Below are 12,474 nucleotides of genomic sequence, written 5' to 3'. Positions count from 1 at the left end.
GGAACGGGTCGATGATGGACACCGGTGGCCCAAGAGCTCACCGGCACCCAAGATGAACGGTAAGGGACAGTGCAGGAAATGACTCAGCCCCGACGCCTCGGCGATCGCTACGAGCTTGACGGCGTCGTCGGGCGTGGCGGCATGGCCGAGGTCTATCGCGCCCGAGACATCCGGCTGGATCGGATCGTCGCCATCAAGACCCTCCGCGCGGACCTGGCCAGGGATCACATCTTCCAGGCGCGCTTCCGCCGGGAGGCGCAGTCGGCCGCGTCACTGAACCACCCGTCCATCGTCGCGGTCTACGACACCGGCGAGGACGTCTCCGAGGGCGCACCGGTGCCCTACATCGTGATGGAGTACGTCGACGGCCGCACGTTGCGCGACCTGCTGCGGGCCGACCGGCGGCTGCTGCCCGAGCGCGCCGCCGAGCTGGTCGACGGGATCCTGCGGGCGCTGGACTACAGCCACCGCGGCGGCATCGTCCACCGCGACATCAAGCCCGCGAACATCATGATCACTCGCAACGGCGACGTGAAGGTGATGGACTTCGGCATCGCCCGCGCGATGGCCGACTCGGCCGCGACCATGACGCAGACCGCCCAGGTGATCGGGACCGCCCAGTACCTCTCGCCGGAGCAGGCGAGGGGCGAGCGGGTCGACGCCCGCAGCGACCTCTACTCCACCGGCTGCGTGCTGTACGAGCTGCTGACCGGGCAGCCGCCGTTCACCGGTGACTCCCCGGTCGCGATCGCCTACCAGCACGTGCGCGAGGATCCGATCCCGCCGTCGCAGATCGACCCCGACATCCCGCCGTGGGCCGACGCCATCGTGCTCAAGGCGATGGCGAAGGATCCGGCGCACCGCTACCAGAGCGCCGGGGAGATGCGGGCCGACATCCAGCGGGCGATGTCCGGCATTCCGACGGACGCCCAGACGATGGCCCTGAGCGCCAACAACGACTACGGCGCGGGCACCCGGACGATGATGCAGCCGCCAGGCCCCGGCGGCCCCGCCACCCAGCGCACCACCGCCGTCCCCCCGTACGAGTACGGCGAGGAGGGCGGCGGCGGGCGCACCGGCGGGGGCGGCCGACGCCGGCAGCAGAGCGGCGGGAACACCGCGGTCAAGACCGCGGCGTGGATCATCGTCCCGCTGCTGATCATCGGTGCCTTCATCGGCGTCGGCGTCAAGTTCCTCAGCTCGCCCGGCGATCCCACCGCCTCGGCCAAGGTGACGATCCCGCAGCTGGTCTCGCAGACCGAGGAGGCGGCGACCAACAAGCTGACCGAGCTCGGCCTGAAGGTGAAGACGGTCGAGGAGTACGACGACGAGATCCCGAAGGGGTCGGTGATCGAGACCGATCCCGCGGCCGACGCCGAGGTCGAGAAGGACACCGAGGTGACGCTCAAGGTCTCCAAGGGCGTCGAGAAGGTCGAGGTGCCCTCCGTGCTCAATATGACCACGGAGGAGGCCAAGCAGGTCCTTGCGGATGCCGGTTTCAAGGTCAGCGTGCAGACGAAGGCCTCCAGCCGCAAGCAGGGAATCGTCTTCGAGACCGTGCCCGAGGCGGGCAAAAAGGCCAACAAGGGCAGCACCGTCCGGATCTACGTCCCGAAGGAGGCGATGGAGGTCCCGTCCGTGGTGAACCTCACGGTCGAGGACGCCACGAGGGCGCTCAAGGAGGCGGGCTTCAAGGCGAAGATCTCCGAGCAGCCGAGCGACCTGCCCAAGGGCACCGTGCTGAGCCAGTCTCCCGAGGCGGGCAGCAAGTATCAGCCGGGGACGACCATCACGCTGATCGTGTCGAGCGGGGCGCCGCCCCAGCCGACCGAGCAGCCGACCTTCCCCGACGAGCAGCCGACCGTTCCCGACGAGCAGCCGGATGAGACGCCCACGAATCCCGACGAGGGCACGATCTTCGACGAGGCGCCCAGTGACGAGTTCTGATCCGAGCAGCTGACCGGATCATCCGATGAAGGCCCTCGCGACCGCGGGGGCCTTCGTCGTCTCCCGTCCTCCGACCCGGCGCGGTCTCCCACTGAGAGGCACGCGAAGCTGAGAGGCACGCGCACGGGACACGCGAACGGGAAAGGTCCTGAAGGCGGGGGCCATGGGACGGGGAGGTCTGGAAAACAGGTGGGCCCTGAAACGGGGAAGAGCCCTTCCGCCACTCGGGGGCGATGGCGGAAGGGCTCTCACTGGTCAATCGTCCAGGATGGGTCCCGCGTTACAACAATCTTTCCAGCCAGTTTCCGAGCAGTTGACGACCGTGTTCCGAGATCACCGACTCGGGGTGGAACTGCACGCCCTCGACGGGGGCGGTACGGTGGCGCAAGCCCATGATCACACCGTCCTCGGTGGTCGCGGTGACCGTGAGGACCTCGGGAACCGTCTCTGGCAGGACCGCCAGCGAGTGGTAGCGCGTCATGGTCACCGGGGACGGCAGGCCGGCGAAGACACCCTGCCCGTCGTGCTCGATCGCGCTGGTGCGGCCGTGCACCAGTTCGGGGGCCCGCGCCACGGTCGCCCCGTGGGCGACGGCGATGGCCTGGTGTCCCAGGCAGACGCCGAGGAGCGGGATGCCGTGGGCCTCGCAGTGGCCGACGAGCGGGACGCTCACCCCGGCGTCCTCCGGGGTGCCGGGGCCGGGGCTGATCAGGACCCCGTCGAAGCCACGGGTGTCCTCGACCGTGACCTGGTCGCGCGGGCGCACGTCGCAGGTGGCACCGAGTTCGCGGAGATACTGAACGATGGTGTGGACGAAGCTGTCGTGGTTGTCGACGACGAGGACCCGGCTCATCAGCCCACGACGATCGAGGCGACGCGGTTCGTCGGGCCCTGGGCGGTCAGGAGGGTCCCGTTCAACGGCCCACACCGGTTCGTCGGGCCCTGGGCGGTCAGGAAGGTCCTGTTCAACGGTCCACGCCGGTTCGTCGGCCCGCGGTTCGTCGGCCCACGACGGCCGGTAGGGCGCGGTTCATCGGCCCACGGTGGTCAGGTCGAGGGAGATGCGAGGTTCGATCCAGGGAAACACGACATACCAGAGTACGACGGCGACCAGCCCGACCAGCACCAGGGTGGCGAACACCCTGGTCACGAGGTTGCCGGGAAGCATCCGCCAGATCCAGCCGTACATGAGACCCGCCTTCTTTCCGATCTTGGTTACCCGGGCCGTACCGGGTGGTTCTCACGGCCTTCCAGCTCGCCGGAGACGATGAGGCGCTGGGCGGCCGAGTACTCCGGGTGGCAGGTGGACAGGGTGATCAGCGCTCTGTCCGGCTCGCGGCCCGGCCGGTCGGGGACCGGGGCGATCACGCCGATCTCGGTGGGGTCGACGACGCGCTTGCCGGTGACGCGGTAGGTGTAGCGGGTCTCGCGGGTGTCGACCAGGATGAGATCGCCCCTGCGGAGCTCGTCGATGCGGTTGAAGGGGGCGGCGTAGGTGGTCCGATGGCCCGAAAGTACGAAATTACCGATTTTTCCTGGCATGGCGGTTCCTGGGTAGTGCCCAGGGCCCATCCTCAGCCGATCCTGGTCGACGCCCTCCACGATGGCGTACCGGTAGTCGTCACCGAGCCTGGGGATCGTCAGCATCGCCACCGCACCGCCCAGCCGGACCGGCCAGGCCGCCCTGTCCCGCCGCCCCCCTGCCTTCCCGCCCGGTGGGGCTTGCGCCAGGAGTTCCTCACGCAGCAGCGCCTGCTGCTCGGCGGTGTAGGAACCGGTGCCCCACAGCAGGTAGGCGCAGAAGAGAAGGACGACCAGCCCCGCGGTGAGGCTGAGGTCGCCCAGAGCCCTCAGCGCTGCTCTCATGGGGGCAGGGTAGTGACGGGAAAGGCCGCCGCGGCGAGCCGGATCACGGGCCCGGCATAACATTTGCCACAGGATGGTGCCCTGTGGAATCGCCACGGCCCACCTGCGCCGACTATCCTTACACGGAACTTCACACGCTAGCGACCACGCTCACCGACACGGCCTGCGCACGATCCGGATCGCGCAGGGTTGACGCAGGAGAAGAACCCCAGTGCCCAAGCCCAAGACTCGTAAGAAGCCGGTCTACACCCCGCCGCAGACGTCACAGCAGATCAAGGTCAGCCCGCGCTGGCTGGCGCCGGTCATGGTGACCTGCTGGATCGTCGGCATCCTGTGGATCGCCGTCTACTATGTGGCGCCCACCGCGCCCCTCCTCGGCGACCTTCAGAACTGGAATCTGCTGGTCGGGTTCGCGTTCATCATCCTCGGGGTGGTCCTGTCCACTCGGTGGCGCTAGCTTTTCCACAGGAATTGTCCACACCCTGGGGAAGCATCAGGGTGTGGAGATCAACCGAAGATCCCGAGCTCGGCCTGGACGGCGAACGGTGGCAGACCCAACACCATCGCGACCAGGACGACCAGCATCACCGCGCAACCTCCCCACTGGATCGCGCTGCGGTTTTTGGCGGGGGCGAAGGCGAAGATCACGGCGACCAGGGTGCCGACGATCAGACCGCCGAGATGCCCCTGCCAGCTGATGCCGGGGATCACGAAGGTGATCACGGCGTTCACGCCGATCAGCCAGAGCACGCCCTGGGCGTTGTAGCCGAGCCTCCTCGCGAGCACGAACAGCGCGCCGAACATGCCGTAGATCGCGCCCGAGGCGCCGACCGCGGCGATGCCGAACAGGTAGATCGCGACGGATCCGCCGAGCGCGGAGAGAAGATACAGCGTCAGGAACCTGGCCGACCCGAGGCGCCGCTCCAACTCGGGGCCGATGACGTAGAGCGCCCACATGTTGAACAGGATGTGGGTCAGTGCCCAGCTTGAGCCACCCAGCGGCTGGTGCAGGAACGCACCGGTGATGAGGCGCCACCACTCACCCTGATAACCGACCTCGTAGGCGTTCATCGTGAAGTTCGCGAGCACCCAGTTGGTGTTCACGGTCTCGACGGCGTACGCCAGGATGTTGACGATCAGCAGCGTCCAGGTGACCCGGGGGGTGGTGACCGCCCGGCCGCCGAAGACCGCCTGCGCCTGCCGCATGCCCCTGTTGCCCTCGTTCACGCACTCGGGGCACTGGAAGCCCACCGAGGCGTCGCGCATGCAGTCGGGGCAGATGGGACGTTCGCAGCGCTGGCAGCGGACGTAGGTCTCACGTTCCGGGTGCCGGTAGCAGGTGGGGACAACGGTGTCGGGCTCGTTGGACGGCTGGGTGGTCATGTGTGTGGCTGGCCCCTTCGAGCGTGCTGTTATCCACAGACTGCCAGCCTATTCACGATCCCGAGCGCCTGTGCACCCGCTAACGGCGACTGAGCCGCACCGGGCGAAGCCCAGGTCGAGGTGAGGCGGTCTCGGACGAGCGAATCCGAGGGACGGGGCGGGTCCGAGGGACGGCGCGGGCGCCGCCGAGGGACGGGGCGGGTCCGAAGGACAGGGCGGAAAGAGCCGGGCGAGGACCGAGGTGAGGCTGCACGGGACCGGCGCGTCCCGGCGGCAGCGCGTGGGGCCGGAGGGGCCGGACGAGGGTGTGCGGGAACGCGAACGGCGGCCTCCGACGGAGGCCGCCGAGCATGAGATCAGCTCTGGACGCGCTCGATGGTCACCGACTCCAGGACCACGGGCTCCGTGGGACGGTCACGGGCGTCGGTGTCGGTCTTGGCGATGGCGTCGACGACGTCCTGGCCCTCGATCACCTCACCGAAGATGGTGTGCTTGCCGTTCAGGTGCGGCGTGGGCACGACCGTGATGAAGAACTGCGAGCCGTTGGTGCCGCGGCCGAACTGGACACCGGCGTTGGCCATGGCGAGCAGGTAGGGACGGTTGAAGTAGAGGTCCGGGTGGATCTCGTCGTCGAACTTGTAACCCGGGCCTCCGACGCCCTGACCCAGCGGGTCGCCACCCTGGATCATGAATCCCGAGATGACCCGGTGGAAGATCGTGCCGTCGTACAGTTTGGCGGTGGACTTCTGGCCGGTCTCCGGGTGCACCCACTCGCGGGTGCCCTCGGCGAGCTCGACGAAGTTTCTCACGGTCTTGGGCGCGTGATCCGGGAAGAGCTGGACCTTCACGCTGCCGCGGTTGGTGTTGAGGTTCGCGATCAACTTCTCAGCCATGATCGGACTGCCCCCTTCAGGTCGTAGGCAATACCTGAGCAACGTATTGCTTTTGTGGCACTTTGACGATTTCGGCCGTGGCCGCATCCCCAAGCATCCTCCCACGGGCCGTCATGATTGAGCCGCCTTCGAGCGGGAAGGGGTGGCGACGGGGCCCCAACGAATGGGGAGGTTGTTGTGCCTCTAGCACTGTTTGGAAAGCGCCACATGAAGATCGTGGCACCGGAAAGGCGGCTGCGCCACGTGAAGGCTCAGGCCGTCCGAGCCGCGGATCGGGTCGGCCCAATGGCCAGTCATGCCCGTGACGCGGCAAGTCAGCACGCACATGACGTAGCCCTTCAGGCTCGCGATGTGGCCGGTCAAGCCCGTGAGATGGCCGGTCAGGCCCGTGAAGTGGCCGGCCAGGCCCGCGGCATGGCGAGCGAGAAGATCATCGTGGCACGTGGGTGGGCGGCACCGAGGCTTGACGCCGCCGCACACTCGATCGAGGAGCAGCTCGCGCCGAAACTCAGCGCCGCGCTGTCCCAGGCCGCCGCGAGGATCGATCCCACTCCCGTGAAGTCCAGGAAAACACCGATGTTCCTGCTGTTCACGGGCATCGCGATCGCTGCGGCGGGCTACGTTCTGTACCGCAAGAACGCCGACCAGTGGGCGGACACTCTGAAGGAGAGCGCCTCCGACGCGTCCCAGTGGGTGGGTCAGAAGACGGAGGCGGTGGCCGGAAAGACCTCCGGCGCGGTGGACGACGCCGTGAAGAAGGCCGAGGAGGTCGGCGCCAAGGTCACCGACAAGGTTGCCGACACCAAGGCCGAACACGCGTCGCACACGTCGCAAACGCCGAAGAGAACCCCTTAGGGGACGGGGCGCGCCTCTCGGATGACCGGGCTCCCGCTCGGCCCCGGAGATGGCGCGCAACCGATCACGGCGTACGACGTCGGCAGAAAGTACGGCTCGCACCGCGAAGGTGCGGGCCGTACTTTCGTGTGGCGGCCCGTCGGCCGTGTTTGCGCGCGGCACCCCATTGACCGAACTTCCGGGTGGCGACCCGTTGACCGATCACCAAGCACTTGTTAGAACGTGTTCCCCGGCCCAAGGAGCACCGATGACGCTGTCGCCCCTCGACGACCATCCCGTACACCAGTCGTCCGAGGTGATGCGGCACGTCACGACGTCGGACCGCAATTTCTACGACCGGTACTACTTCAACTGCCACGCCGGATCCGACGAGCTGATGCTCATCGTCGGTCTCGGCCAGTATCCCAACCTCGGGGTCACCGACGCGTTCGCCTGCGTGCGCCACCGGAACCTGCACCGCGTGGTCAGGGCCTCCCGGGAGCTCGGCGACGACCGGATGGACACGAGGGTCGGCCCGTTCAGGGTCGAGGTGATCGAGGGACTGCGACGGCTGCGGGTGGTGCTCGACCCCACGGAGCACGGCCTGTCCTTCGACCTCACCTGGGAGGGCACCGTACCGGCCACGCTCGAACCCCGGCACTTCCTGCGCTGGCAGGAGCGCGTGGTGTTCGACTCCTCGCGGATGGCCCAGACCGGCCGGTGGACCGGGCACATCCTGATCGGCGACGAGCGCGTCGAGGTCACCCCCGACCGCTGGCAGGGCACCCGCGACCGCTCGTGGGGCATCCGCCCCGTCGGCGAGCCCGAGCCCCCGGGCATCCAGGCACGCAACGCGGGGACTTTCTACTGGCTCTACACGCCTGTCCGGTTCGACGACCACGCCATCCTCTGCATCATCCAGGAGGACGAGAAGGGCCGCCGAGTCCTGGAGGAGGCGGTGCGCGTGTGGGGGTTCGGGTCCGCGCGGGAGGGTGAGGAGGAGTATCTCGGCCGTCCCGAGTATCGCCCGACGTACCTGGACGGCACCCGGGAGGTGCGCGAGGCGACGATCTCCTTCTCCCCGCCGGGCGGGAAGCCCTTCGACCTGCACTGCGTCCCGATTCTCCCGGTGCACCTGATGGTGGGCACCGGATATGGCCTGGAATCGGACTGGAAGCACGGCATGTACCAGGGTTCCCACCCGGTGGTCCAAGGCGTCACCCACACGCTGCCCGAGGACGCCCAGAAGATGTGGGGCATGGTCGACGCGGTCGGCCGCTTCGAGTACGACGGCCGGATCGGCTACGGGTTGTACGAGTACTGGGCCCTGGGGCCGCACCCGTCCTTCCCCGAAGGTTGAACACCGCGTCCCTTTCGGGAGGTCTTCCATCGCTCGGAGCCCGTTCTTCCCGAGTCCGGGCACGAGCGATGGAAGACCTTACCGGAGGGTGAACCGCACCGTCCCCCGTACGGCGCGGACTCCCGGGCCGGTCCTGCGGTCGCTCGAGGTCGTCCCCGGCGGTTCTGTAGCCCGGTGGCTCCGTGACCCGGTGGCCACGGACCTGCCAGGCTTCCCGGATCGCCTCCGAGCAACCGGCTGCGAACCGGCCGGACCATTCCCGCACGGATGCCCCGGCCGGTTCGCAGGTCTTCACGGGGACGCCTCTCCGCTCGCACGGCGTCCCCGCGAGGTCACTTCTCCTCGGCCTTCATGACGCAGGTGACGGTGGGCACGTCGCCCTCCGAGGACTTCTGCGCCACCCTCACCTCGGTGACCGCGTCCCCGTCGGGGACGGGCACGGCCGTGGAGAGTGTGGCCGCCTCGCCGGACTCCGGTACCCCTGCGGGAACGGCGGGCACGGCCATGACCGTGACGTCCTCGGGCAGGGCGGAGGGCTCCGCGGCCGGCTTCGCCGCCCTGAAGTCCTTGGTGATCGTGACGCGGCCGGCTTCGGCCTTCCTGGCCTCACCGGTCTCCCCGAGCGGCGGGGCGGGGACGGCGGGCACCGCGAGAGCGGCTCCGCCCTTCTCCAGTTCCCTGCGCTCGGCCTCGGTGAGCGTGCGCGTCGTCAGGCTTATCTTGCCGCCGCCCTCGCAGTCGACGAGCCGCGCGACACCATCCTTGGGAAGGGGCGCGGGGGTGGGGGTGTCGGCACTGGCGGCCCCGGTCAGCGTGGCCATCAGAGCCCCCGCGGTCACCACGGCGGCGGCGAGCATGCGAATACGCATGTGTTTGTTCTCCTTGTCAGACGGATCGATATGTCAGGCGGATCGATGAACGAATCGGGAAGCGGACCGGCCCGCGGTTCCGGAGACCACAGCTTCCCGCCCGCTGCCTGAACCCAGGCTGAAGGCGCCGGAAGTCGTCTTCAGGTTGGCTTTAGGCGCGGTACGGCAGTCTGAGCGGCATGCGCGTGCTGCTGGTTGAGGACGAGAAACGCCTGGCCCATCTCCTGAAGGAAGGGCTGGCAGGCGAGGGGTTCGCCGTCGACGTCGCGTACGACGGGCGCGACGGCCTGTGGATGGCGACCGAGAACCCGTACGACGTGATCGTGCTCGACGTCATGCTGCCCCGGATGAACGGCTACGCCGTCTGCGCCAAGCTCCGCGACGCGGAGAACTGGACGCCGATCCTGATGCTGACCGCCAAGGACGGGGTGCACGACGAGGCCGAGGCCCTGGACACGGGCGCGGACGACTTCCTGTCCAAACCGTTCTCCTACGTGGTGCTGCTGGCCCGGCTGCGCGCGCTGGTGCGCAGGGGCGGCGGGGCGCGGCCGGTGTCCATCGTGGTCGGCGACCTGACCGTCGATCCGGCGGGGCTCCGCTGCCGCCGGGGCGACACGGAGATCTCCCTCACGCCCAAGGAGTTCGCGGTCCTGCACGGCCTGGCGCGCAGACAGGGCGAGGTCGTCTCCAAGAGCGAGCTGCTGGCCCAGGCGTGGGACTTCTCCTACGACGGTGACCCGAACATCATCGAGGTCTACGTCAGTGCGCTGCGCCGCAAGATCGACGCTCCGTTCGGCCGCTCGTCACTGGTGACCGTGCGCGGCGCCGGCTACCGGTTGGAGGCCTGAGATGGCATCACGTCTTTCCGTACGACTCCGGGCGACCCTCGCGGCCACCGCGATCGTCGCGGTCGCGCTGGGAGTGGCGTCGGCGGTGCTCGTCGGCGTGCTGACGGGGAGCCTCACACGCAGCGCCTCCGACGAGGCCACCCGCCGCGCCGCCGCGACCGCCGACGTCCTCGCCGGTGGCACGGTGATGCTCGACGTTCCGGCGATCGACGTCACGCGGGCCGCCGTTCCCGCGACGGCCGAGGCTCCGTCGGCCACCGTGGTGACCGTCACCGGAACGGCGGCCGGGGTCCTCCGGCATTCGGAGGCGACCCTTCTCGATCCCGACATCAAGATCTTCACGCACCCCGTATGGCCGGCTCCGGCGGTCGCGGGCCCATCGTCCGAGAGGAAGGGCACGACGTCACCCCCGGAGGTGGCCATCCGGGGCACGGCGGACGAGCCGTCGCCCCATGCGGCGGCAGCGAAAGGTACATCGGACGCGGCGTCACCCCCGGAAGCGGCCGTGAAGGGCACCGCGTCACCCTCGGAAGCGGCGGCGAAAGGCATCCCGTCACCCTCGGAGGTGGCGGCGAAGGGCACCGCGTCGCCCTCGGAAGCGGCGGCGAAGGGCACCGCGAACAAGGTGTCACCCCCGGCGGTGGCGCTGCGGAGCGTGGCGGGCGCGCCGGCGTTCCAACTCGCCGAGCCGGCGCCATGGGCGTCCGGTGACTCCTTCGCCCTCGCCACGATGCCGGTGGACACCGCGAACGGAACGTTGTTCGTGCAGGCCAGGGCATCGATGGAGCCCACGATGGACGCCCTGAGGTCCCTGCGCGGCCTGCTGCTTCCCGGCATTCCCGCGCTGCTCCTGCTGGTCGCCGTCCTGACCTGGCTCACCGTCGGCCGGGCGTTGGCACCGGTCTCGGCCATCCGCGCCGAGGTGGCCGACATCACCGCGAACGACCTGCACCGAAGGGTTCCCGTACCGAAATCGCGCGACGAGATCGCCCGCCTCGCCGAGACCATGAACAGCACACTCGACCGGCTCGAACTGGCCGTCGGCCGGCACAAGCGCTTCGTCGCCGACGCGGCCCACGAGCTGCGCAGCCCGCTCGCCATCCTGCGGACCCGCCTGGAGCTGGCCCAGCCGGGGCCGCTCGCGGCCGAGGCGCTGACCGACGTGGAGCGGATCCAGGCGCTCACCTCCGATCTCCTCCTGCTCGCCCGCCTGGACGCCGGTGAACCCGCCTGTCACGAGGAGGTGGATCTCGGCCAGGTGACCGCCGAGGAGGCGGCCAGGTCGAGGCCCAGGCCGGAGGTCAAGGTCACGCTGGAGGTGGCGGCCGACACCGTGGTCATGGGCTCCGCCGGCCAACTGCGCCGCCTGGTGGCCAATCTGGTGGACAACGCGGTACGCCACGCGGGTTCCACGGTCACCGTCCGGCTGGCCGTGGACGGCGGCGAGGCGGTGCTCGACGTGCGCGACGACGGGCCGGGCATTCCCGCCGAGCACCACGAGGCGGTCTTCGACCGTTTCACCCGGCTGGACGAGGCCAGGGACAGGGACGCGGGCGGTGCGGGGCTCGGGCTCGCCATCGCGAGGGACATCGCGGTACGGCACGGTGGAAGCCTGCGCGTCGCGGGGAAAGATCGCGAAGCCTGGCTACAGGCCCGTTTTCCTGTGATATGAACCCCACAGGTGATCTATCACGGCGCCCTTCACTCCCCAGGAGGCCCACCATGCCCGCCCCAACCCGTCGACTGATGATCTTCCGAGGTCTCGCGGGCGGCGCCGCCGCCGTGATCGCGTCGGCCGCCACATGGGTACGCCCCGCCCAGGCATCCTCGGAGACCCAGGAGTCCGAGGAGACCGCAGGTCCCATCCTCGCCAAGACGAGCGGCATCCCCGTCGGCGGCGGCCGGATCATCAAGGGAACATGGGTGGTCACCCAGCCGGTGAAGGGCACCTTCCGTGCCTTCAGCGCGAAGTGCACGCACCAGGGCTGCACCGTCGCCACCGTCCGCGGCGGGACCATCAACTGCCCCTGCCACGGCAGCAAATTCAGGATCGCCGACGGCTCGGTGGCCAGAGGCCCCGCCAAGCGGCCGTTGGCCCGCAAGAAGATCAAGGTCTCCAAGGGGATCATCAGGCTGAGCTGACCGCTCGGCTTCGGACGTGGCGGGCCGGGCCGCGCGAGCGAGCCAAGCAGGCGAGCCGAACGGAGCCGGCCGAGCAGGCAGGACGGGTGGACCGGACGGGTGGACCGTGACCGATGACCTCCCCGGACGTCGGCGAAGGTTTCACGTGAATCAATACGCTTCGCCCGGCGGCCAGGACGGTCTCGGCGGATCGCACCCGCTCCCGAGGGGCAGGAGACGTCACTCCCGGGGCGGGACATCCGATGACCGCCCGGCCACGGAGGAAGCGGAGGCCGCCGGGAGCTCCCGCTCGGTGAGAGGCATCCGATGTCCGCACGGCGATGGGAGACGCT

At 69.1% G+C, this 12,474-nt stretch carries 13 protein-coding genes; 7 read left to right on the top strand and 6 right to left on the bottom strand.

From position 1 onward, the window contains the following. Positions 1 to 78: 78 nt before the first annotated feature. Positions 79 to 1,947, top strand: a complete 1,869-nt coding sequence (gene pknB, locus AB0B96_RS24455; RefSeq protein WP_362902095.1) for a Stk1 family PASTA domain-containing Ser/Thr kinase — start codon at positions 79 to 81, stop codon at positions 1,945 to 1,947. Between the two features lie 280 nt (positions 1,948 to 2,227). Here pknB and AB0B96_RS24450 read toward each other — a convergent pair whose 3' ends face one another. The 3 genes from AB0B96_RS24450 to AB0B96_RS24440 form a co-directional block, all read right to left on the bottom strand. Continuing rightward, entirely contained in the window at positions 2,228 to 2,800 is a 573-nt protein-coding gene (locus tag AB0B96_RS24450; protein ID WP_362902093.1) for a gamma-glutamyl-gamma-aminobutyrate hydrolase family protein, read from the bottom strand. A gap of 177 nt (positions 2,801 to 2,977) precedes the next feature. Then, complete coding sequence (locus AB0B96_RS24445) at positions 2,978 to 3,136, bottom strand: hypothetical protein (RefSeq protein WP_350942005.1); 159 nt, start codon at positions 3,134 to 3,136, stop codon at positions 2,978 to 2,980. A 26-nt stretch (positions 3,137 to 3,162) separates the two neighbouring features. Further along, entirely contained in the window at positions 3,163 to 3,813 is a 651-nt protein-coding gene (locus tag AB0B96_RS24440; protein ID WP_362902090.1) for a class E sortase, read from the bottom strand. Positions 3,814 to 4,024: 211 nt separating this feature from the next. Between AB0B96_RS24440 and AB0B96_RS24435 the strand changes: the two genes are divergently transcribed. After that, on the top strand, positions 4,025 to 4,270 hold the full coding sequence (locus AB0B96_RS24435; protein ID WP_362513423.1) for a cell division protein CrgA: 246 nt from the start codon (positions 4,025 to 4,027) through the stop codon (positions 4,268 to 4,270). A 50-nt stretch (positions 4,271 to 4,320) separates the two neighbouring features. Here the strand turns inward: AB0B96_RS24435 and AB0B96_RS24430 are convergent, their stop codons facing one another. Further along, the gene (locus AB0B96_RS24430) at positions 4,321 to 5,196 is read right to left on the bottom strand and encodes a rhomboid family intramembrane serine protease (protein WP_362902088.1); all 876 of its coding nucleotides are present in this window, start codon (positions 5,194 to 5,196) and stop codon (positions 4,321 to 4,323) included. Positions 5,197 to 5,552: 356 nt separating this feature from the next. After that, positions 5,553 to 6,089, bottom strand: coding sequence for a peptidylprolyl isomerase (locus AB0B96_RS24425; protein WP_350942001.1), 537 nt, complete (start codon positions 6,087 to 6,089; stop codon positions 5,553 to 5,555). A 207-nt stretch (positions 6,090 to 6,296) separates the two neighbouring features. Between AB0B96_RS24425 and AB0B96_RS24420 the strand changes: the two genes are divergently transcribed. Together AB0B96_RS24420 and AB0B96_RS24415 are read left to right on the top strand one after the other, a co-directional pair. Next, positions 6,297 to 6,944: a hypothetical protein gene (locus AB0B96_RS24420; RefSeq protein WP_362902086.1), complete on the top strand. Its 648-nt coding sequence runs from the start codon at positions 6,297 to 6,299 to the stop codon at positions 6,942 to 6,944. Positions 6,945 to 7,191: 247 nt separating this feature from the next. Further along, the gene (locus AB0B96_RS24415) at positions 7,192 to 8,283 is read left to right on the top strand and encodes a hypothetical protein (RefSeq protein ID WP_362902084.1); all 1,092 of its coding nucleotides are present in this window, start codon (positions 7,192 to 7,194) and stop codon (positions 8,281 to 8,283) included. Positions 8,284 to 8,615: 332 nt separating this feature from the next. Here the strand turns inward: AB0B96_RS24415 and AB0B96_RS24410 are convergent, their stop codons facing one another. After that, on the bottom strand, positions 8,616 to 9,152 hold the full coding sequence (locus tag AB0B96_RS24410; RefSeq protein ID WP_362902082.1) for a hypothetical protein: 537 nt from the start codon (positions 9,150 to 9,152) through the stop codon (positions 8,616 to 8,618). A gap of 179 nt (positions 9,153 to 9,331) precedes the next feature. Between AB0B96_RS24410 and AB0B96_RS24405 the strand changes: the two genes are divergently transcribed. Genes AB0B96_RS24405 through AB0B96_RS24395 form a run of 3 tightly spaced genes read left to right on the top strand, consistent with a single transcriptional unit; the run spans position 9,332 to position 12,142 of the window. Beyond that, on the top strand, positions 9,332 to 10,000 hold the full coding sequence (locus tag AB0B96_RS24405; protein ID WP_350941994.1) for a response regulator transcription factor: 669 nt from the start codon (positions 9,332 to 9,334) through the stop codon (positions 9,998 to 10,000). Position 10,001: 1 nt separating this feature from the next. Further along, positions 10,002 to 11,672: an ATP-binding protein gene (locus tag AB0B96_RS24400; protein WP_362902079.1), complete on the top strand. Its 1,671-nt coding sequence runs from the start codon at positions 10,002 to 10,004 to the stop codon at positions 11,670 to 11,672. A gap of 50 nt (positions 11,673 to 11,722) precedes the next feature. Beyond that, positions 11,723 to 12,142 (top strand): Rieske (2Fe-2S) protein, encoded by a 420-nt coding sequence (locus AB0B96_RS24395; protein ID WP_362902077.1) that lies wholly within the window; start codon positions 11,723 to 11,725, stop codon positions 12,140 to 12,142. Positions 12,143 to 12,474: the final 332 nt, after the last annotated feature.

Source organism: Streptosporangium sp. NPDC049046, from assembly GCF_040649155.1.
Lineage (GTDB): Bacteria > Actinomycetota > Actinomycetes > Streptosporangiales > Streptosporangiaceae > Streptosporangium.
This window is presented reverse-complemented; position numbering and strand designations above follow the sequence as displayed.